Raw genomic sequence first — 20,246 nt, forward strand, 5'->3', positions numbered from 1 at the left:
GCGCACCGTACGGTGCTGTCTGGACGTCGTCAATATGAACGAGATGCCGGGATTGCATGAACAGAATGTCAGACGCGCAACCCGGCGAGGATGGCCGCTCGCTCGTCATCGGACGGCGCGCGGCCCACGTAGATCTCGAAGTAGTACGTGCACGACGCGATCCGGGCATCCAGCGGCACATCCACCTCCAGCTCATACCAGCCCATCTGCAGGTAGTACATGGTGCGGGCTCGGTGCAGGGCCATCGTGGGGTCGGGCACCTCGGGTGACAGCATCGCCACGAACGCGTCGATCCGTCGCTCATCGGCCTCACGCAGGCGCTCCCACAGCTCGGGATTGCTGCGCCCCCAATGGCGCACTGCGACCTCGAGGTGCGGATCGAACCGTTCCATCGATAGCCAGCAGCGCATCAGGGCGACATAGCGCTCGATGATGCCGCCGGGGAGCGTCGCAGCCGCGATGATCGTCCCGGAGTTGGTCTCCTCCCAGACTTCCAGCAGGCGGTTGAGCAGCGCTTCGTGGTTCTCGAAATGCCAGTAGAAGCTGCCCCGGGTGACGCCGAGCCTCTTGGCGAGCGGCAGGATCTTGACGGCGCCGATGCCGTCGTTGACCAGCACGTCCAGTGCGGCCGTCACCCAGTCGTCAGCGCTCAGGCGCGCCCGCTCAGCCATCGGGTCACCCTAGCCACCTGCCCTGACGGGGCGATTTGGACGCTCGTCATGATGGGAGCAGCGATTGTGGGAGTCATCGCTCCCACAATCGGCCTACGCTGAGGAGGCTGAGCCGGTAGGCGAAGCCGTGGCCCGAGCGGCCCGTGAGCGGAGCGAACAAGAGCGGGAAGTAACTGGTGCGGGTCGAAGAGCTGGCGTCGGCGCACTCGGTGAGCGTCGACACCGTGCGCTACTACCAGAAGATCGGGTTGCTGCACCCGCCCACTCGCCGGGGGCGGGTGGCGGCCTACGACGAGAGCCACGATCGACGGCTCGGCGAGATCCGGCGCCTGGCCGAAGCGGGCTTCTCACTGGCGCAGATCGGCCAACTCGCTGATGGCTCCGACGAACCGATGCTGGTGGCGTTGGGTGCCCGCCGCGACGACACGTTGACCTTCGACGACCTGGTGCAGCAGTCCGGGCTCGACGCCGAGCTCGTCCGGCTGGCGACCGACACCGGCTTGGTTCGACCGCTGCGCAGTTCGCTGCGCAGCAGCGACGAGTCGGCGAAGCCAGCCAGCGGAGGCGGCGCGGACGCGCTGTACAGCACCGGTGCGCTGACGATGCTGCGCGCAGCGACCGAGTTGCTGGCCGCCGAGATGCCGCTCGATGATCTCGTCGGCCTCGCGCTGCGACACGCGTCGAATATGGAAGCCGTCGCCGCGGACGCGGTCGAGCTGTTCGCCGACCGTTTCGCCGACCGGCCCGCGGCGGAACGTGCCGAGCTGGCGGCTCGCCTGATCCCGCTAGTCACCGACCTGGTGGCTCAGCACTTTCGCGAATCGCTCGTCGAGCGCGCCACCGAGCGCATCCTGTCCGGCGACATCGCCGACGTTGCAGCGGCGGCGTCGAGTACGCCCGGCGCCTCGGCAGGACTGCGCGCCCGGCAGGCGCTGACGCTGGATTGCCGTGAGCTGTCCGGCGAGCTGGACCCGCTGGCGGTGTTCGCAGCCTCCGCTGCGCACCAGCGGGTGTACTGGGCGTGTCCGGACGACGATCTGGAGTTCTGCGCGCTCGGCAGCGTCTTCGAGGCCAGCGCCGAGGCCGGTGCCGACCGTTTCGCCTCCGTCGCTGAGGCAATGAGCTACCTCGATGTCACGGTGACCGGCGACAGCGGTGATCCGACGGGGCCCCTGCTCGTCGGAGGGTTCGCCTTCAGCGACGAGCAATCGCCGGCTGGCTCCGCGTGGGAGCCATTCGGCAGGGGTTGGCTGACCCTGCCCGAGGTGCTCCTGGTGCGCAGCGGCGGCGCATCCTGGCTGACAGCGGTGCCGGGCGCCGACATGAGCCCGATCATGGCTGCGGCTCGATCAGGCGTCGAATCGGTCTGCGCAACCTGCGGAGTGGCCGACGGCAGCGGTGTCTGCGGTCTAGAGGCTGAGCCGGCGGCGTGCGTCTACGACGACCCCGAACTGGCGGAGGGTCCCGCGCGGGATCTGAACGCGGCGGCGCTGGCCGCGCTCGGCGGCAGCTACCAAGCCGACGATGACTACACCGAGCTGGTGCGGCGCGCCCTCGACAGGATCGCCGAAGGGGGGCTGGACAAGGTCGTGACGGCCCGCGAGCTGCACATCGCATCGGGGCTTGAGCCCATCGCGGTGCTCAACCGCCTGCGGTCGCGCTACCCGTCGTGCGTCACGTTTGCGTTCGGGCGCGGGCCGCATACCTTCTTCGGCGCCACGCCCGAACAGCTGGTGAACTGCGACGGGCTGCGGCTGCAGACCGACGCGCTGGCCGGCTCGGGCCGCCGTGTCGGCGATCCGGCACGCGACCGTGAACTTGCAGCCGAGCTGCAGCGCGATCCCAAGGAGCTGACCGAACACGCGATGGTCGTCACCGACGTGCGCGACACGCTGCGGGCGTGCGGCGCGGCACTCGACGCCCCCTCGCCGACCGGCGTCATGGAACTGCGGCGCATCATGCACCTGCACACGCCGATCAGCGGGCGTGTCCCCACCGGCACGACGGTGCTGGAGCTTGCGGCCGCGCTGCACCCGACCGCGGCAGTCGCAGGACTCCCGCGGCGCGTCGCCCGCGACTGGATCTCACACCACGAGGACTTCGAACGCGGCTGGTACGCAGCTCCGGTCGGCTGGACGACGCTGGACGGGCGGGGCGAGTTCCGCGTCGCGTTGCGCTGCGCGCTGACCGGTCCCGCCGAGACCCGGCTGTTCGCGGGCGGCGGCATCGTGGAGGGTGCAGTGCCCGATGCCGAGCTGGCCGAGACCACCATCAAGCTCGAGGCCCTCCTGTACGCGCTCGAGGACGACTGAGCGGCAGCATGCAGATCTCCGACGACGATGCTGCCTACCTGGCCTGCCGGTCTCTCTGCGAGGGATTGGTTGCTGCGGGCGTCGCCGATGCGGTGGTATCGCCGGGCTCTCGCTCGATGCCGCTGGCCCTCACCGTCGACGCAACCGCCGGGCTGCGCACCTGGGTCCGGATCGACGAGCGCTCCGCCGGTTACTTCGCGCTCGGGCTGGTGAAGGGCTCGGGGCGGCCTGTGATGCTGGTGTGCACCTCGGGCACTGCGGCGGCCAACTACTTGCCGGCGGTGGTCGAAGCCCACTATTCCGGCGTGCCGCTGGTGGTGGTGACCGCAGATCGCCCGCCGGAACTGCGCGGCTGGGGAGCGGGCCAGACCATCGATCAGCACCGGTTGTACGGCAGCCACGTGCGCTGGTTCTGCGAGACCCCCGTGGCGTCGGAACTGCCGCCGCCGGAGGCGGTGCGGTGGTTCGGACTGGCCGCGGCCCGAGCAGTCTCGCTGGCCACCGGTGTCGATCCCGGTCCCGTCCATCTCAACGTCTCGTTCCGGGAACCGCTGGAGCCGCTGCCGTGCTGACCGAATGGGCACAGGCGCACGAGCGGGGCGTGGTGGTGGCCGGTCCCATGTGGGACGGGGACCGGTGGGCGGATGCAGTGGCGGCGTTCTGCCGCCGGGCCGGGTGGCCGCTGCTGGCCGAGCCGTGCTCGCAGCTGCGGCGCGAGCTGGACGGCGTGGTGGTCACTGATCATCACGATCTGCTGCTGCGCACGGCATGGGCGGATGCTGAGCCCCCAGATGCGGTGCTGCGTGTCGGCGGGGCGCCGACGTGCAAGCCCCTGCGACTGTGGACCGAGCGCCACCGACCCGCCTTCGCGCTGGTGGACCCGGCCAGCACCTGGACCGACGCGAGCTTCAGCGTCTCGCTGCACCTGCCCGTCGGGCCGGACGCGGTGGCTGACGCTGCCGGGAAGCTGGCCTTCGTGGAATCCGGGTGGGCGCAGCGATGGGCCGACGCCGATGCACGCGCTGGCGCGGCAATCGACGCTGTGCTCGACGCCGAGCCGCTGCTCGAAGCGGGCGTGGCTCGCCAGCTCGGGCGCAGCCTTCCCGGAGGTCACGCGCTGTACGTGTCGAACTCGATGCCGGTGCGCGATGTCGACTCGTACCTGCGAGCCCGCTCAGAGCCCTCGACGGTTCATGCCCACCGCGGTGCCAGCGGCATCGACGGCATCATCTCGGCCGCGGCTGGTGTGGCTGCGTCGGGAACGCCGACAACGGTGCTGGTCGGCGATCTGGCATTCCGCCACGACCTCGGCGGGCTCGTCGGTGCGTTCGACACTGAGCCGGCCGCGCATGGCGGTCCCGGCGGATTCGATCTCACCGTGGTGGTCGTGGACAACGGCGGCGGCACGATCTTCTCATTCCTGCCTGCCTACGGGGTCATCGACCCCGCAGCGTTCGACCGTCTGCTGACGACGCCGCCCGGGCGCAGCAGCGCGGAGCTGGCGAGCGGACTCTCAGCAGCCATGGACTGCGAGCACCACCACATCGAATCGTGTGACGAACTGCATGCGCTGCTGTCTGGGTCCGGGTCGAATCGGGGCGTGCGCGTCATCACCATCGACATCGACGCAGACGCAAACCGCGACCAGCACCGGCGCCTGGCCGATGCAGTCGCGACAGCAGTCGGGGACGCAGGGCCCAGCTCGCCGTGACCTCGAGACCGCGATGCCTGCGACCCAACGGCGGCGCCGCGATCGCAGCCAGCGGCACAGCTCCTTGCCTGCTGTCATGAGCGAGAACCCCGGGATGCATCTGGCAACCGCGACGAAGGGCAGCGGCGAACCGGTTGTGGTCATTCACGGCTTCACCGGCAGCGGCGAGGCAATGGCGCCGCTCGTCGACCGGCTGGACGGTTGGCGACGCATAGCGGTGGACCTCCCAGGTCACGGCCGCAGTTCGGCACCGGCGAAGCTGTCTTGCTACAGCGTCGAAGCGCTGGCGGAGTCAGTCGCTGGACTGGCAGCCGCAGTGCCCGACGGGCCGTGCCACGTCGTCGGTTACTCGATGGGCGGGCGGGTGGCGCTTGCGCTGGCGTCGGCGCGTTCGGAGGTGTGCAGGTCACTGACGCTCATCAGTGCAACCGCCGGCATCGCAGATGCCGCGGGACGGGCACAGCGTCGCCGCGCAGACGAGACACTCGCCGACCGGATCGACGAGCATGGCCTGGCGGGCTTCGTCGACGAGTGGATGGCATTGCCGATGTGGGACACGCTGCGGGCGCGCCTGCGCCCGTCGGAGTGGGAGGCCTCAGTGCGCCAGCGGCGCAGCTGCGATCCGGTGGGGCTGGCGAACTCGCTGCGTGCCGGCGGGACAGGATCCATGACGCCCCTGTGGGACCGCTTGGCCGCGCTCGCCGTGCCGACGTTGGTCGTCTGCGGGGCGCTGGACGCCAAGTTCGTCGAGCTCGGCCGCCGCATGTCGGAGCTGCTGCCGAACAGCGAACTGGCAGTGATGCCCGGCGTCGGCCACGCCGTCCATCTCGAGGCTCCCGATTCCTGTGCCCGGGCCATCGCCAAGCACCTAGCGGCCTCTACGGAGCTGCGCGGGTAGGCGATCCTCCCCGTTGTCACGCCTCTCGTTTCCCGCTAACCCTCCGGAAGCGGGAACTCGAAGGCGCCGGGCAGCAGTTCGGCGACGGTGGTGTGCTCGTTGACGGCACAGTCGGGACCGCCTGCTTCGAGCAGCAGCTGCCGGCAGCGGCCGCATGGGGCGAGCAGGTCGCCGTTTGCGTCGGTGACCGTCACCGCGACCAGGCGGCCTCCCCCGCTGCGATGCAAGTCGCAGACCAGCGCGCACTCGGCGCACAGCGTCAGCCCGTACGAGGCATTCTCGACGTTGCAGCCGGTGACGATCCGGCCGTCGTCGACGAGGCCTGCCGCGCCGACGTGAAAGTTCGAGTACGGCGCGTATGCCGTGCGGGACGCTTCGTGTGCCCGGGCGCGCAGATCGGCCCAATCGACTGCGGTGTCGCCGACTGCGGTGTCGCTTGGCATGTGGGCGCGACTCCTCGGTTGGATGGTCGCGAGGGTATGGGTTGTGTGGCTGGCGCGACTGCCCTCCGGGGCGGACGGGGGCAGGTGCACCCATGCTCAGACATGCGCAGCGCCGCCCGTTGCAGGGTGGATGGGCTGTGGCGCTGCGAACTGCGCGTGGGTGCACCTGCCCCCGCCCGCCCCTGGTTCTCTGGGGCCGAAGCCCAATAGCGTTCACGGAGTGCAGGTGACGCTGCGGGAATTCGAGCTGCCGCTGCTGCGGCCGCTGCAGACCGCGCACGGCTCGATCACGGTGCGGCGGGGCATCGAGGTGCGCGCCGGCGAGGATGCCTGCGTCGGGGCAGGCGAAGCGGCACCTTTACCGGCCTTCGGTGTCGAGACCTACGACGAAGCCTTGGCGGCGCTCGAGCGCTGGGCTGAGTACCCGGAGGGCGAACCGCCCAGCGAGCCGTGCGCCGCCGCCGCCGTGGAATCAGCGCTCACACAGCTCGATGCCGAGATCGAGGGCGTCACGCTGTCCACGCTGCTGACCGAGGCTGCGCCGAAGCAGCGGCGTATCGCCACCCACGCTTTGGTGTCCGATCTGGATCCCGAGGCTGCGGCCCAACGCGCAGCGCACGCCGCCGCGGCGGGTCACCTCGCCGTGAAGCTCAAGGTTGCGGCCCACGATCGCGATGGCTCAGACGGCAACGGCAGCGCTGCCATGTCCGCCACTGACCAGTCGGTGCGGATCGCGCACGTCCGCCGCGCCCTGCCTGCCGGCGTGGCCCTGCGGCTGGATGCCAACGGCGGCTGGGATCGCTCTACGGCAGTGAAGGTGCTGCGTCCCGTCGGCCACCTCGACATCGAGTTCGTCGAAGAACCCACGCCTCAGCCGGCTGACTGGGCACAGATCAGCCGCACCGTCGGCATCCGGGTCGCTGCGGATGAGCACCTGCGCCACGCCGATGCGCTCGACCGGCTGATCGAGGTGGGTGCCATCGAAGTCGCCGTGCTCAAGCCGGCGGTGCTGGGCGGCCCGCACGCGGTCTACGACATGGCCCGCCGGGCGGCGATGCGCGGTGTGCGCTCGGTGGTGTCATCGTTCATCTGCGGCCCTGCGGGGCTGCGCATCGCCCGTGAGACCGCCGTCGCGGTCGACCCGCGTGGCGTGCACGGCATCGGCACCGCCACGCTGTTCGCCGATCCGCTGCCCGAAGATGTGACACCCAGCGGCGGCTACCTGCCTGTTCCCACCGAGGCTTCTGCCAGCACCAGCTAGAGACGCCAGCGCTGGGTTTTGCCTAGGGGGGTTTGGGGGAGCTCTTTGACTAGCTCTAGTGCACGGGGGGCGCAGTAGGCCGGAAGGTGTGTCTTGACCGCGTCTCGGAGCGATTCGAGTTCGGGTGGCCGAGCAGCATCGGTCGGGACGACGACGGCAGTCACGGCGTGGCCCCATTCGGGGTCTGGTCTGCCGACGACCGCCACATCAGCAATACCCGGCAACGCCGTCAGAATCCGCTCGACTGCTACCGGCCAGACTTTTTCGGCGCCGGTGGTGATCATGTCGTCGACTCTTCCGAACACTGAGAGTCGGCCGTCGTCTGACAGGGCACCGGCGTCGCCGGTGGGGTACCAGCCGTCGTCAGTTCTGGGGTCGGTGCCGTCGCGATAGCAGCGCAGCAGCATCGGGCAGCGCAGCTGGACCTCGTTGTCGTGGATGCGCAACTCCACGCCGTCGAGCGGCCAACCCTCGTAGACCACGCCGCTGAAGGTCTCGGTCATGCCGTAGGTGGCGACGGTGTTTGCCGGGCGCTGGGCGGGCATGGCGGAGCCGCCGAGCAGGATCGCCCGGAATGCCGACGGGTCGATGCGGGCGAGGGCAGTGGGAACCAGGGATGTGAGCGTCGCGCCCTGACGGGCGGCCGCCTCGACAGCGGCTGCCTCGAAGCCGTCGTGGACGTCCAGCGGTGTGTCGGTCAGCAGTGCTCGCACCACGACGGCCAGCCCGCCGACGTGAGCGAGCGGCAGGCACGACAACCAGCGGTCGGTGCTGGGGTCGACCGCCAGCGCCGAGCTCGTCGCCATCGCGTTGGCCTCGATGGCAGCGTGGGTGAGCACGGCGCCCTTCGGCTCGCCCGTGCTGCCGCTGGTGGCCATAACCAGCGCATCGCCCGGCTCGACGTCCCAGCCGCCCCGGCGGCGGTGACGGCCGGTGCTGTCTACTACGAAGCCGGCGCCCATTCGCTCGACGAGGGACTCCTGGGCCCCAGCGGGCAGCCGCTGATCGACCGGCAGCACCGCGTCGCCGGCCTCCCAGGCGCGCTGCAGTTCGGCGACGAATCGTTCGCCGCCTCCTAGCGCCAGCGCCACCAGTCGATGCACGGCGCGGACGCTAGCGACGGGATCCGCAGTCGCTGCCCTGTTTTTTGCCAGCGGCGGAGGAGTTGTCAGCCACCGGCGCGAGACTGTCCGCTGCATGGGCACAGCAGCTCAGACGCCGACGCTGCGCTGGACCGGCGACAGCATCGAGATCATCGACCAGACGCGGCTGCCCGCGCAGCTCGAGCTGATCGACGTGCGTGATGTGGCCACCGCCGTCGACGCCATCGAGCGGCTGGCCATCCGGGGCGCGCCTGCACTTGGGGCGTTCGGGGCGCTCGCGCTGGTCGTCGGCCTGGACGAGGCACAGCCCGCCTCGACGACCGAGGCCCGCGCCGTGCTCGAGCGACTCAGGACCGAGATCGGCGATGCCCGACCGACGGCGGTCAACCTGCGCTGGGCGGTCGATCGGACGATCGACGCCGCGCTGGGCGACGCGGCGGTTCGCAGCGTCGCTGAGCTGCGGCGGCGGCTCGTCAGCGAAGCACTCGCCATCAGCGAGGAGGACGCGCGGGCCTGCGCTGAGATCGGGCGACTCGGGCGCGAGCTGCTGGCGGAGGCCACCGTGATCGCTACGCACTGCAACGCCGGGCGGCTGGCCACGGCGGGCACGGGCACGGCACTGGCCGTGGCCTACGCGAAGGCCGCCGGAGGAGACCCGGTGCGCGTGCTGGCGGCTGAGACGCGCCCGCTGTTGCAGGGCGCTCGTCTTACTGCGTGGGAGCTGGCCGACGCGGGCATCGACGTGTCGGTGGTCGCCGACGCCGCAATGGTGTCGCTGATCGCCGGAGGCGAGGTGGACGCCGTGATCGTGGGAGCGGATCGCATCGCTGCGAACGGCGACACCGCCAACAAGGTCGGCACGCTGATGCACGCCCTGGCTGCCGCCGAGGCGGGAATCGGCTTCTACGTCGCGGCGCCGACTACGACAATCGATCCAGCGGTGACGTCGGGTGATCGCATCGTCATCGAGCAGCGAGATCCCGACGAGGTGCATCACGCCGGCGGCAGCCGTCTCACGCCGATCGGTGTGGAGGCGATCAACCCGGCTTTCGATGTGACACCCGCACGCCTGATCAGCGCGATCATCACCGACGCAGGTGTCCTGCATCCGCCCTATGGCGAATCCATTGCTGCGGCTCTGGCCGCAACCCGTTGTGGGCAACCGGGAGATCGCCGATGCTGAATCGCTGGGATGACACTGAGTCGGCTCGCTGGGCTGAGCTCGGCGATCTCGGCGAGATCACCTACGGCTCGCGCCTCGTCGGCGCCGACGAGGCACTGGTGCTGCACGGCGGCGGCAACACCTCTGTCAAGGGCACCAGCACCGACGCCTGGGGCGAACCGGTCCCGACGCTGTGGGTGAAGGGCAGCGGCTGGGATCTCGCCACCATCGAGCCGCCCGGCTTTGCGCCGCTGCGCTTGGAGCCCGTGCGGCGCTTGGCCGAGCTGGCGGAGCTCAGCGACACCGAGATGGTGAACCAGCTGCGCATCCATCTGCTCGACGCCAGCGCCCCGAACCCGTCGGTGGAAGCAATCCTGCATGCGCTGCTGCCTCATCGCGCGGTGCTGCACAGCCACGCCGACGCCGTGCTGGCGCTCACCAACACCGCCGACGGCCACGAGCGGGTGCGCGACCTCTGGGGCGACCGGGTGGTGGTGGTGCCCTACGTGATGCCCGGTTTCGACCTGGCCCGTCGCTGTGCGGACGAGTGGCAGGCGCAGGCCCATGCCGGCACCGAGGCGATGGTGCTGCTGAATCACGGGATCTTCACCTTCGGCGAGACCACGCGCCAGGCGTATGACTCGATGATCGATCGGATCAGCGAAGCAGAGCAGTCCCTCGCCCAGGCCGGCGTGCCGTCGTTCGGCGAGGCCGGTGCGGACGCGGCGGATGACGACAGCACGCGCAGCATCAGCGCCGAAGAAGTCGAGACGGTGGCGCAACTGCGGGCCGCTCTTTCCGCTGCTGCCGGCGTGCCGGTGCTGCTGCGCGCCGTGCGCGACCCGCGTGCCGAAGCGTTCTGCACCCGCAACGATGTGGCGTCGGTGGCTTGCCGCGGGCCGGCGACTCCGGATCACATCATCCGCACGAAGCAATTCCCGATGGTGGGCCGAGACGTGGACGCCTTCGTCGAGGGCTACCGCGCCTACTTCGAGCGCAACAGCGCCCGGCACGACGCCGACGGCTCGCGGGCTGCCCTCACCATGCTGGACCCGGCACCGCGTGTGGTCCTGGACCCCCAGCTCGGCCTGCGGACCGCAGGCCGCAGGGCAGTCGACTGCGACATCGCCGCGGACATCTACCTGCACACCATCGACGTGATCGGCGCCGCCGAGACGCTGGGGGGTTACGTCGCGCTCAGCGAGGCCGATCTGTTCGATGTGGAGTACTGGGAGCTGGAACAGGCCAAGCTGGCGAAAGCGGGCACGCCCGCCGCCCTGGCCGGCCAGGTGGCGCTCGTGACCGGAGCCGCGTCGGGCATCGGGCGCGCCGCGGCCGAGACGCTCGCTGCCGCGGGCGCCGCGGTGGTCGGCATCGACCTCGCGCCGGCACCCGCGGGCACCGCCGGGCCGGCGCGCCATCACGCCATTGCCGACGTCACCGACTCTGGTGCGGTGGCCCGAGCAGTGGCCGCCGCGGTGGAGCGATTCGGCGGCATCGACATCGTGGTGGCGGCGGCAGGCATCTTCGGACCCTCGGCGGCGCTGGGTGACCTGGCCGACGACGCCAGCCTCGGCGCTGCATGGCAGCAGACCTTCGACATCAACGTGAGCGGCGCGGCGAACACGCTCGCCGCTGCGCATCGGGTGCTGGGGCACTCCCCGGCAGGCGGGCGGGTCGTCATAGTCGGCTCGAAGAACGTGCCCGCACCTGGCCGGGGCGCAGCGGCCTACTCGGCATCCAAGGCCGCGCTCACCCAGCTCGCCCGGGTGGCCGCCCTCGAATGGGCCTCCGACGGGATCACCGTCAACGTGGTACACCCCGACGGCGTATTCGACACCGGGCTGTGGTCCGATGAGCTCATCGACCAGCGCGCTGCTGCCTATGGGCTCACGTCCGAGCAGTACCGGCGGCGCAACCTGCTCGGCCACGAGCTGGCATCGGCCGATGTCGGCGCCCTCATCGCCCAGCTGTGCGGACCGGCCTTCGCCCACACCACCGGTGCCCAGATCCCCCAGGACGGCGGCAGCGACAGGGTTGTCTAGTCGCCGCTGTCGCCGAGCGAGGCCTCTAGCCGCCCGATGCTGAGCTCTCCGGCACTGGCGCTGCGCCGGCCATGAGCAGGCCGATCTCCTCGCGGGTGGCCGTGCGGGGGTCGACGGTCGCCACGATGCGACCCTCGTACATGACGGCGACACGGTCGCTGAGTGCCAGCACCTCGTCGAGCTCGGCGGACACCAGCAGCACGGCTGTGCCCTCGTCTCGGCGCTCGCGGATGCGACGCCAGATGAACTCGATGGCACCGATGTCGATGCCACGGGTGGGCTGCGCCGCGATCAGCAGGTCGATCTCGTCGGAGAACTCGCGGCCCACGATGAGCTTCTGCTTGTTGCCGCCCGACAGGCTGTCGGCCGGGGACTCCACGTCGGGGGTGCGCACGTCGAAGGTGGCCACGACATCGCGAGCGTGGGAGTCGATGCGGTCTCGCCGCAGCATGCCGCCCGCAGCGAAGGGCCGCCTGAAGTAGCGGTTCAGGACTGAGTTGTCGGCCACCGAGTAGGAGCCGATGAGACCGTGCTTGGCCCGGTCCTCGGGAATGTGCCCCACGCCGATGACCGTGACCTGGCGGGGCCGGGCTCCCGACGCATCGGTGTCGCTGATCGACACGGTGCCGGCGGTTGCGTGGCGCAGGCCCGTGATGGCTTCGACCAGCTCGCGCTGACCGTTGCCCTCCACGCCAGCGACCCCCACGATCTCGCCGGCGCGCACGGCGAGCGACAGCTCGTCGACGGCACGCTGGCCGCGGTCGTCATCGGCACAGAGGCCGGCGATGTCGAGCACCACGGGTCGCCCCGGGTCCTCAGCGTTCGTCGCCTCGGCGGCCGGGGTCGCGCCGTCGGGCCCGGTCACCACCGCGACTGCCGATCCGACGCCGGTGGCACCCGACTCGAACCGGTCGCCATGCAAATCGACAGCGCGGCCGACCATCAGCTCCGCCAGCGCTGCCTCGCTGGTCTGCGCGGGCGTGGTGGTGCCCACCACCTTGCCCTCGCGCAGCACGACGATGTCGTCGGCCGCGGCCATGACCTCGCGCAGCTTGTGGGTGATGAACACGATGCCCACGCCTTGCTCGGTCAGCCCGCGCAGCACGCCGAGCAGGTGGTCGGTTTCCTGCGGGGTGAGCACGGCGGTCGGCTCATCGGCGATCAGCACGCGGGCATCGCGGTACAGCGCCTTGAGGATCTCGACCCGCTGCTGTGCGCCGACCGGCAGGTCCTCCACCGCCGCGTCCGGGTCCACATGGAGCCCGAACCGGTCGGCCAAGTCCATCACCCGGCGGCGGGCCTGGGCCACATCGATCATGCCGAGCTTGCGCGGCTCGGCGCCGAGCACGATGTTGCGCACGACGCTCATCGGGGGCACGAGCTGGAAGTGCTGGTGCACCATGCCGACGCCGCGGGCGATGGCATCGTGCGGGCTCGACAGCTCGACCTGCTCGTCGGCAATCACGACCTGGCCCGCATCGGGGCGGTGCAGGCCGAAAAGCACGTTGACGAGGGTGCTCTTGCCGGCACCGTTCTCGCCCAGCAGCGCCAGGATCCGCCCAGGCCGCAGTTCCACCGACACGTCGTCGTTGGCCACGACTGAGCCGAAGCGCTTGGTGATGCCGTGGCCGGCCAGCAGCACCTCGGGCTCAGCCTGCGAAGCAGCAGCCTCGGCGGTTGCAGCCATCATCGGACCTCGTAGGGCTGGCCCAGCGCAGCCGGGTCGCGCATGCGGCCGAACAGACCTGCTGCCGCCACCACGATGATCGTGACGACGAACGGCAGCATCCCCACGAACTGCGCCGGGATGTCGAACGTGTCGTTGAGCTGGAACTGGCCTTGCAATGCCGTCGTGAAGCCGAAGAACAGCGCCGCTGCGTAGGCGCCCAGCGGGGTGCGGCGACCGAAGATCATCACCGCCAACGCCAGGAAGCCCCGCCCGCCCGACATCGCCCGGGTGAAGGTGCCCACCGACTCCAGCGCCAAGTACGCGCCGCCGAGGCCGGCCAATCCGCCCGCCAGCGTCACATTCCAGTAACGCAGGCGGATCACATCGATGCCCACGGTGGCCGCGGCACCCGGGTGCTCGCCGATAGCGGTCGTGCGCATTCCCCACACCGAGCGCAGCAGCAGCACGTGAAGCACCACGACCAGCACGAGCGCCAGGTACGTCAGCGGCGGGCGGTTGAACAGCGCCGTGCCCACGACGGGCAGATCGGCGAGCGGGCCGAGCTCGATCGACTGGTATTTCGGCTGGCCCAGCGAACGCCCCCGGTCATAGAAGAACGAGGTCAGGCCCAGCGCCGCGATATTCAGGACCGTGCCGGCGATGATCTGGTCGGTTCGCAGCCCGACCGACATCGCGGCCAGCATCCAGCCCATCGCCAGACCGGTGCTGACGCCCGCGACGACGCCCAAGAAGAGCGAGCCCGATATCGACGCGACGGTGAACGCCGTGAACGCCGACATCAGGAACTGGCCTTCGATGCCGATGTTCACGATTCCCGAACGCTCACCGATCATGCCGCACATGGCGCCCAGCACCAGCAGCGTGGCGGCGCGGACGGTGCCACCGAGCACTGCTGTGGTCTGCGCGCCGTCCCAGGCGTAGAAACCCCACACGCACGCCACGAGCACAACGGCCCCCGCCACCGACCACACGCGCTGCGGCGACCAGCCGCCCATGCCGGCACCTCCCGATGCCGACCTCGCGTCCGAGCCAGCGCCAGCGTCGTGTGTGACCGTCATCGGCCCCACCCCGCACCGAGCGTCAGGCGGCGATCGGGCGCATCAGGCCGGTCACGCAGCCGCAGGATCCAGCGCACGATCAGCGGCGCTGCCACGAACAGCAGGATGAGCGCCTGGATCACGTCGATGATCTCGGGCGCGACCCCTGACTCGAACTGCATCTTCGCGGCGCCCGCCTCCATCAGCCCCACCAGCAGGCCAGCGGGGATGACGGCGATGGGGTTGGTGCGAGCCAGCAGCGCAATCGTGATGCCCTCGAAGCCGAGGCCCACGTTCACCCCGGCCTCGAAACGACCGTCGACGCCGAGCGACTCGATCGCCCCGCCGAGGCCGGCCAGCAGCCCCGCCACCGCCATCGTCGAGGCCATGATCCAGCCCACCGAGATCCCGGCGTACCGGGCTGCATGCCGGTTCGCCCCCACGCTTCGCACCTCGAAGCCGTAGGTGGTGCGTTCCAGGATGAACCAGCAGGCGAATGCGGCGATCACCGCGAGCACGAAGCCTGCGGGCAGCCATCCCCACGTGGGTATCTCTGCCGACGGCTGGACCAGCGGGGTCCGGGCGATGATGTTGGAACCCGATCGGTCCTGCCAGGGGTTCGCGGCCAGCCAGTCGGTGAGATTGCCGGCCACGAAGTTGAGCATGATGGTGACGATCACCTCATGCGCACCCGACGTGGCTTTCAGCACCCCGGCGATGGCGCCCCATGCGGCGCCCGCAGCCGCACCGACCAGCAGCGCCAGCGGCAGATGCACCACCAGCGGCACACCCTCGAGCCCGAAGCCCACGCCGGCGGCGAACGCCGCGCCGACCAGCAGCTGGCCCTGCCCGCCGATGTTGAACAGGCCCGCCTTGAAGGCGAAGGCGACCGCCAGCCCGCCGAAGACCAGCGGTGTCGCCTTCTGCAGTGTGCGCAGCAGCGCATCGGCGTCGCCCGCCCCGCCGAGCACCAGCGCGCTGTACGCGCTGGAGACCGAGTGCCCCTGCACTGCGATGAGCACTGCACCGAGCACCAGCCCCAGCACTACGGATGCCAACGGCACCGCAGCGGAGCGCATCACCCCGCGCATGGAGCTCTCGCGAGCGTCCCCGGGATCAGCCCGGCGGCCACCCGGTGTCGATCTCACCGGCGTTCAGGCCGGCAAGGACGTCGGCGAGTGTTGCCCGCATGTCGTCGGTGACGATGTCGTCGAAGTCATGGAATGGCGCCAGACCGACCTCGCCGAGATAGTTGCCCCCGGCAAAGTCGCCGCTCTGGGCTTGAGCGATCAGGTCGGCCACGCCCGGGGTGATGAGCTTCATTGCGCTCGTCACCAGGCACGGCCGCGCCTCGGGCACCGTGTTCCACTGGTCGGTGTCGACGCCGACGCAGTAGGCGCCTTCCTGCGAGGCAATCTCGATGAGCGCCCCGTTGCCGGTAGCACCGCCTGCGCCGAAGATGATGTCGGCGCCCTGGTCGAGTGCCTGACGGGCGGTGGCCGCACCCCAGTCCGGGTCGCCGAAGGCCACGTCAAGACCGCCCGGGTGGTACGTCGAGATCGTCTGCACGTCGGGGTTGGTGTAGCGCGCACCGTGCTCCCAGCCCTCTTTGAAGGCCACGACGGGCGGCACCAGGTCGGTGCCCAGCACGGCGCCCACGATGTTGCTCTCGGTGAGCATGCCGGCGAGCGCGCCGGCCAGGAAGCCCGACTGGTCTTCGGGGAAGATCAGCCCGGCCAGGTTGGGCAGCGCCTCGGCTTGGAACTGGTCGACGCCGATGAAGAAGATGTCCGGGTTTGCCTGTGCAGCGGCGATGGTGGCGTCGCCGAGACCGAATCCGACGGTGATGATGACATCGACGCCGTCGTCGATGAACAGGCCGATGTTGTTCTCGTAGTCCTTGGCTTCCTCGGTCTCGATGTAGTTCGCCTCAGCCCCCAGCGCGGCGGCGGCCTGCTCCGCACCTTCCCATGCCGACTGGTTGAAGCTCTTGTCGTCCACCTTGCCGGTGTCGGTGACGAGCCCGATCTTGAACGGCTCGGCATCGTCCATCTCGTCCATGTCGCCGCCGTCGTCCATGCCGTCGTCGCCGTCGTCCATGCCGTCGCCGTCGTCCATGTCACCGCTCGGTTCATCGGCCGCAGCGGCAGCCGTGGTCGCCGCAGCAGCAGCCTCCGTCGTCTCCGGCTCATCGCTGCCAGAGCATGCGGCGGCGAGCATCGACACGACAGCCAGCACCATCGCGAGCCGTCTGGTGAATGCAGTCATCTGGGGCCTCCCGTGTGCGGGCGGCGGGATTGGTCCATGCACCCGTACGCCCTGACCGTGTTGACTCTATTCCTCCACGAGCTCCACGAGGGTGCCGAGATTGCCCTTCGGGTGGACGAAGGCGACGGTGGTGCCCCGGGAGCCCGGCCGCGGCGCGGTGTCGATGGGCACCGCCCCGGCGTCGATCATGGCCGCGAGCGCTGCAGCGCAGTCGTCCACGCGGTAGCCGATGTGGTGCAGGCCTTCGCCCCGGCGCTCGAGGAACTTGGCGATGGGCGAATCCGGACGGGTCGCAGCAGTGAGCTGGATGTAGCTGTCGGCCACCTTGATCAGCGCCTCTTCGACACCGTCGGAGTCGACGACCTCCCGGTGGGCCACCTCGGCGCCGAATGCGTCGCTGTAGTAGGCGACTGCGGCGTCGAGATCCTTCACGGCTATAGCGACGTGGTCGATCTCGGTCAGGATCATCAGGCTGCCCCCTGTTCAGCTTCCAGCGATGCAGCGTGGCGAGCGAACAGCGTGATGCGGTCGTCGCCGATGCGTTCCCGCTTTTCTGGATCGGTGATGCCCAGACCCGGCTCGGGGGCCAGGCACAGCACGCCCAGCTTGCCCTCGTGCAGGTTGTGATGGACCTGCCAGGCAGCGAGGCCGGTCTCTTCCAGCGTGAACGTCTTGGACAGGATCGGCTGGATGCGCCCCTGGTCGATCAGGTGATTCATGGCCCACGCCTCGGCGTAGTTGGCGAAGTGGCTCGACAGAATCTGCTTCAGCTTCATCCACAGATGCCGGTTGTCGTACTCGATCATGTACCCGCTGGTGGCAGCGCAGGTCACGACCGTGCCGCCCCGCTTGGCGACGAACACCGATGCGCCCATGGTGGACCTGCCGGGGTGCTCGAACACGATGTCGGGGTCGTCGCCGATGAGGCCGCGCACCTTCTTGCCGAGGCGCCGCCATTCGCTCTCGTCCTGGGTGTGCGCGTCGCTCCAGAAGCGGTAGCCCTCGGCGCTCCGATCGATGACGTGCTCGACGCCGAGCTGGCCGAGCAGCTCCGCCTTGTCGGGCGAGCTGACGACGCCGATGGGAACGCCGCCGCCGTTGAGCACGAGCTGGCAGGCGTAGCCCCCCAGCCCGCCGGTGGCCCCCCAGATCAGCACCGAATCGCCCTGCTTCATGCGAGCGGCGTTGTCGCCGACCAGCATCCGGTACGAGGTCGCGGCGCACAGCGCGTTGACCGCGGCTTCCTCCCAGGAGAGGTGCGCCGGCTTTGGCATGAGCTGGTTGGCCTTGACGATGGACAGGTCCGCAAGACCGCCGAAGTTGCTCTCGAAGCCCCAGATCCGCTGGTTGGAGGCCTTCATCGAGTCCTCATGGGCGGCGGGGTCCTGATCGTCCACGTAGTTGCAGTGGACGACCACCCGGTCGCCCGGGCGCCAATTGCGCACCGCCGAGCCGCACTGCAGCACCACGCCGGAGGCGTCGGAGCCGAGCACGTGATAGTCGAGCGCGTGCCGGGCACCCCAGCTGCTCTCACGACCCAGCCGATCCAAGAAGCCGAACGTCGACAGCGGCTCGAATATCGAGGTCCACACCGTGTTGAAGTTGATGGCGCTGGCCATTACCGCCAGGTACACCTCATCGGGCGCCAGCTCGGGAGTGGCGACCTCGCCGATGTGGGTGGCCTCGCGGGGATCCTTGTCCGCCGAGGCTCGGCCTTCGAACATCGTCTGCTCGTTGCGCAGTACATAGGCAGCCCTGAAGCTCTCCGGTATGGGCAGGGCCTCCAGCTCGGGACCCGATGCGCCGGCGGCGATGGCATCAGCGATCTGCTTCACGGGCCGAACGCTAACGGTGCGAGAGAGCTGCCGGTTCCACGCATTTCTGAGACATCGGCTCTGCCTCGGGCTCGACGCCTCGGCAGGCTCACAGACCGTTTCGTACACTCGCCGTTCACAGATCCGTCGCCCAGCCCAGCGGCCGGCGCGTCGGTACAGGTGAGGGGGTCACAATGCCTGGTTCGGTGATCGCCGGGGGCGCACGCACGCCGATCGGCAAGTTCAACGGCGGGCTAGCCGGCCTGACCGGCGCTCAGCTCGGCGGCGTTGCGATCACCGGAGCGCTGGAGCGGTCCGGCGTTGCGCCCGGCGATGTCGACTACGTGGTCATGGGTCAGGTGCTGCAGGCCGGTCAGGGCCAGATCACCGCCCGGCAGGCGGCGACCGAGGCAGGCATCCCCATGGACGTGCCGGCCATCACCGTCAACAAGGTGTGCCTGTCGGGTCTGAACGCCGTCTACATGGCAGACCAGATGATCGCCGCGGGCGACGCGGACGTGGTCGTCGCCGGCGGCATGGAGTCCATGACCAACGCGCCGTACTTGTTGCCCGACGGCCGCAACGGCATGCGGATGGGCTCGGGCACCGTGCTCGACGCGATGATCCACGACGGCCTGTGGTGCGCCTTCGACGACGGCCACATGGGGGACGGCACCGAACGGGACGCCGCGAGCGCCGGCATCCCGCGCAGCGCCATGGACGAATACTCCGCCCAATCGCACGAACGCGCGGCGGCTGCACAGAAGGACGGCCGCTTCGACGACGAGATCGTGGCCGTCAGCATCCCTCAGCGCCGCGGCGATCCGCTGACGGTGCTCGACGACGAAGGCATCCGACCCGGCACGACGTCGGAGAGCCTGTCCGGCCTGCGGCCGGCGTTCGCTGCCGACGGGGCCGTCACGGCCGGCAATGCGTCCCAGATCTCCGACGGCGGCTGTGCGCTCGTGCTCATGTCGCCCGAGGCCGCCGAACGACATGGCGCCGAGCCGCTCGCTGAGGTCGTGTCCTACGGCATGGTCGCGGGGCCGGACACCTGCTTGCTGCACCAGCCGTCGCGCGCCATCGGGCGTGCGCTCGAGCGCGCCGGCTTGACGGTGGAGGACCTGTCACTGTTCGAGATCAACGAAGCCTTCGCCGCGGTGGCTGTGGCGTCGACGCAGGATCTGGGCGTGTCACCGGAGATCGTGAATCCGAACGGCGGTGCGGTGGCGCTCGGCCATCCCATCGGCATGTCAGGTGCCCGCCTGGCGCTCACCCTCGCCAGCGAGCTGCGTCGCCGGGGCGGCGGCCTAGGGGCTGCGGCGCTCTGCGGGGGCGGCGGCCAGGGCGACGCCGTGGTCTTGCGCGTGGCGTAGCCGTCGGGTCACGGCACACCCGCCCAGCACCAGCGGCGCCGAGAGCTCGTCAGGCCGCTTCGGGCCGGGCGAGCACTTCAGTCGCGACGCAGAGCGGCCAGAGGGCAGCAGAGATCGCATCGCTGATCGCAGCGGCGTCCGCGGCCGGCACCTCCAGGTAGATGCGGCTCGCTGCCAGCAGCTCGGTCAGCCGGGCGAACGGGGCCGGATCGACCAGCATCGCCCCGACCACGGCTGCCGGCGCGGTCGCGATCGCCAGCAGCACTCCGCACGGATCCACGAACACCGCGGCGACGCCTCGCGGCGACGCGGCAGCACTCAAGCACAGGGCTCGGGCGTGGCATGGCCCTGCCACCACGACGCGTTCGGCGGGCGACGGGCGGAACACCGCGACCGGCAGGTCGTGTGACGTCGGATGGTGGGGATCGAAGGCGGCCATGGCACTCCTTGTGGGT

At 70.0% G+C, this 20,246-nt stretch carries 18 protein-coding genes; 8 read left to right on the forward strand and 10 right to left on the reverse strand.

Features of this window, described 5'->3' with window-relative positions:
- Window positions 1–68 precede the first annotated feature (68 nt).
- Complete coding sequence (locus ACOGXE_RS08010) at window positions 69–671, reverse strand: TetR/AcrR family transcriptional regulator (RefSeq protein ID WP_419933416.1); 603 nt, start codon at window positions 669–671, stop codon at window positions 69–71.
- Between the two features lie 176 nt (window positions 672–847).
- Between ACOGXE_RS08010 and ACOGXE_RS08015 the strand changes: the two genes are divergently transcribed.
- The 4 genes from ACOGXE_RS08015 to menH all read left to right on the forward strand — a co-directional run bounded on the left by ACOGXE_RS08015 (window position 848) and on the right by menH (window position 5,592).
- On the forward strand, window positions 848–2,983 hold the full coding sequence (locus ACOGXE_RS08015) for an isochorismate synthase (protein WP_419933417.1): 2,136 nt from the start codon (window positions 848–850) through the stop codon (window positions 2,981–2,983).
- A gap of 8 nt (window positions 2,984–2,991) precedes the next feature.
- Window positions 2,992–3,555 (forward strand): 2-succinyl-5-enolpyruvyl-6-hydroxy-3-cyclohexene-1-carboxylic-acid synthase, encoded by a 564-nt coding sequence (menD, locus tag ACOGXE_RS08020; protein ID WP_419933418.1) that lies wholly within the window; start codon window positions 2,992–2,994, stop codon window positions 3,553–3,555.
- A complete protein-coding gene (locus tag ACOGXE_RS08025) occupies window positions 3,549–4,694 on the forward strand; it encodes a hypothetical protein (protein WP_419933419.1) in 1,146 nt (381 codons plus the stop codon). Before menD ends, ACOGXE_RS08025 begins: the two co-directional genes overlap by 7 nt.
- A 76-nt stretch (window positions 4,695–4,770) precedes the next feature.
- On the forward strand, window positions 4,771–5,592 hold the full coding sequence (menH, locus tag ACOGXE_RS08030) for a 2-succinyl-6-hydroxy-2,4-cyclohexadiene-1-carboxylate synthase (RefSeq protein ID WP_419933420.1): 822 nt from the start codon (window positions 4,771–4,773) through the stop codon (window positions 5,590–5,592).
- A 35-nt stretch (window positions 5,593–5,627) separates the two neighbouring features.
- Here menH and ACOGXE_RS08035 read toward each other — a convergent pair whose 3' ends face one another.
- Window positions 5,628–6,035: a cytidine deaminase gene (locus ACOGXE_RS08035; protein ID WP_419933421.1), complete on the reverse strand. Its 408-nt coding sequence runs from the start codon at window positions 6,033–6,035 to the stop codon at window positions 5,628–5,630.
- Window positions 6,036–6,255: 220 nt separating this feature from the next.
- On the opposite strand from ACOGXE_RS08035, the gene menC reads away from it, so the two are divergent.
- Window positions 6,256–7,296, forward strand: a complete 1,041-nt coding sequence (gene menC, locus ACOGXE_RS08040) for an o-succinylbenzoate synthase (protein ID WP_419933422.1) — start codon at window positions 6,256–6,258, stop codon at window positions 7,294–7,296.
- Here the strand turns inward: menC and ACOGXE_RS08045 are convergent.
- The gene (locus ACOGXE_RS08045) at window positions 7,293–8,399 is read right to left on the reverse strand and encodes an AMP-binding protein (protein ID WP_419933423.1); all 1,107 of its coding nucleotides are present in this window, start codon (window positions 8,397–8,399) and stop codon (window positions 7,293–7,295) included. The genes menC and ACOGXE_RS08045 overlap by 4 nt on opposite strands.
- 94 nt (window positions 8,400–8,493) lie before the next feature.
- On the opposite strand from ACOGXE_RS08045, the gene mtnA reads away from it, so the two are divergent.
- Together mtnA and ACOGXE_RS08055 are read left to right on the forward strand one after the other, a co-directional pair.
- Window positions 8,494–9,582, forward strand: a complete 1,089-nt coding sequence (mtnA, locus tag ACOGXE_RS08050) for an S-methyl-5-thioribose-1-phosphate isomerase (protein WP_419933424.1) — start codon at window positions 8,494–8,496, stop codon at window positions 9,580–9,582.
- Window positions 9,576–11,606, forward strand: a complete 2,031-nt coding sequence (locus ACOGXE_RS08055) for a bifunctional aldolase/short-chain dehydrogenase (protein ID WP_419933425.1) — start codon at window positions 9,576–9,578, stop codon at window positions 11,604–11,606. Before mtnA ends, ACOGXE_RS08055 begins: the two co-directional genes overlap by 7 nt.
- 25 nt (window positions 11,607–11,631) lie before the next feature.
- Here the strand turns inward: ACOGXE_RS08055 and ACOGXE_RS08060 are convergent, their stop codons facing one another.
- The 6 genes from ACOGXE_RS08060 to ccrA form a co-directional block, all read right to left on the reverse strand.
- Complete coding sequence (locus ACOGXE_RS08060) at window positions 11,632–13,296, reverse strand: ABC transporter ATP-binding protein (protein WP_419933426.1); 1,665 nt, start codon at window positions 13,294–13,296, stop codon at window positions 11,632–11,634.
- Window positions 13,293–14,354: an ABC transporter permease gene (locus ACOGXE_RS08065; RefSeq protein ID WP_419933427.1), complete on the reverse strand. Its 1,062-nt coding sequence runs from the start codon at window positions 14,352–14,354 to the stop codon at window positions 13,293–13,295. Before ACOGXE_RS08065 ends, ACOGXE_RS08060 begins: the two co-directional genes overlap by 4 nt.
- Window positions 14,351–15,397, reverse strand: a complete 1,047-nt coding sequence (locus ACOGXE_RS08070) for an ABC transporter permease (RefSeq protein WP_419933428.1) — start codon at window positions 15,395–15,397, stop codon at window positions 14,351–14,353. Before ACOGXE_RS08070 ends, ACOGXE_RS08065 begins: the two co-directional genes overlap by 4 nt.
- A 52-nt stretch (window positions 15,398–15,449) precedes the next feature.
- On the reverse strand, window positions 15,450–16,601 hold the full coding sequence (locus tag ACOGXE_RS08075) for a BMP family ABC transporter substrate-binding protein (protein WP_419933429.1): 1,152 nt from the start codon (window positions 16,599–16,601) through the stop codon (window positions 15,450–15,452).
- A 66-nt stretch (window positions 16,602–16,667) separates the two neighbouring features.
- Complete coding sequence (mce, locus tag ACOGXE_RS08080; RefSeq protein ID WP_419933430.1) at window positions 16,668–17,069, reverse strand: methylmalonyl-CoA epimerase; 402 nt, start codon at window positions 17,067–17,069, stop codon at window positions 16,668–16,670.
- Window positions 17,069–18,436, reverse strand: coding sequence for a crotonyl-CoA carboxylase/reductase (gene ccrA / locus ACOGXE_RS08085; protein WP_419933431.1), 1,368 nt, complete (start codon window positions 18,434–18,436; stop codon window positions 17,069–17,071). Before ccrA ends, mce begins: the two co-directional genes overlap by 1 nt.
- Before the next feature lie 173 nt (window positions 18,437–18,609).
- Here ccrA and ACOGXE_RS08090 point away from each other — a divergent pair, with 173 nt between their 5' ends.
- Window positions 18,610–19,791 carry an acetyl-CoA C-acetyltransferase gene (locus ACOGXE_RS08090; protein WP_419933432.1) on the forward strand — a complete coding sequence of 394 codons (1,182 nt, stop codon included), beginning with the start codon at window positions 18,610–18,612 and terminating at the stop codon, window positions 19,789–19,791.
- A 49-nt stretch (window positions 19,792–19,840) separates the two neighbouring features.
- Here ACOGXE_RS08090 and ACOGXE_RS08095 read toward each other — a convergent pair whose 3' ends face one another.
- Complete coding sequence (locus ACOGXE_RS08095) at window positions 19,841–20,230, reverse strand: hypothetical protein (RefSeq protein ID WP_419933433.1); 390 nt, start codon at window positions 20,228–20,230, stop codon at window positions 19,841–19,843.
- Between the last annotated feature and the right edge of the window lie 16 nt (window positions 20,231–20,246).

This window comes from Candidatus Poriferisodalis sp., from assembly GCF_965208555.1.
GTDB lineage: Bacteria > Actinomycetota > Acidimicrobiia > Acidimicrobiales > Poriferisodalaceae > Poriferisodalis.

Bases quoted from the DNA above. Each gene is read 5' to 3' on its own strand.
- ACOGXE_RS08060 (WP_419933426.1), bottom strand. From the start codon at position 13,296: ATGATGGCTGCAACCGCCGAGGCTGCTGCTTCGCAGGCTGAGCCCGAG.
- ACOGXE_RS08035 (WP_419933421.1), bottom strand. From the start codon at position 6,035: ATGCCAAGCGACACCGCAGTCGGCGACACCGCAGTCGATTGGGCCGAT.
- mtnA (WP_419933424.1), top strand. From the start codon at position 8,494: ATGGGCACAGCAGCTCAGACGCCGACGCTGCGCTGGACCGGCGACAGC.
- ACOGXE_RS08090 (WP_419933432.1), top strand. From the start codon at position 18,610: ATGCCTGGTTCGGTGATCGCCGGGGGCGCACGCACGCCGATCGGCAAG.
- menD (WP_419933418.1), top strand. From the start codon at position 2,992: ATGCAGATCTCCGACGACGATGCTGCCTACCTGGCCTGCCGGTCTCTC.
- ACOGXE_RS08055 (WP_419933425.1), top strand. From the start codon at position 9,576: ATGCTGAATCGCTGGGATGACACTGAGTCGGCTCGCTGGGCTGAGCTC.
- ACOGXE_RS08010 (WP_419933416.1), bottom strand. From the start codon at position 671: ATGGCTGAGCGGGCGCGCCTGAGCGCTGACGACTGGGTGACGGCCGCA.
- ACOGXE_RS08075 (WP_419933429.1), bottom strand. From the start codon at position 16,601: ATGACTGCATTCACCAGACGGCTCGCGATGGTGCTGGCTGTCGTGTCG.
- ACOGXE_RS08065 (WP_419933427.1), bottom strand. From the start codon at position 14,354: ATGACGGTCACACACGACGCTGGCGCTGGCTCGGACGCGAGGTCGGCA.
- menH (WP_419933420.1), top strand. From the start codon at position 4,771: ATGAGCGAGAACCCCGGGATGCATCTGGCAACCGCGACGAAGGGCAGC.
- mce (WP_419933430.1), bottom strand. From the start codon at position 17,069: ATGATCCTGACCGAGATCGACCACGTCGCTATAGCCGTGAAGGATCTC.
- ACOGXE_RS08095 (WP_419933433.1), bottom strand. From the start codon at position 20,230: ATGGCCGCCTTCGATCCCCACCATCCGACGTCACACGACCTGCCGGTC.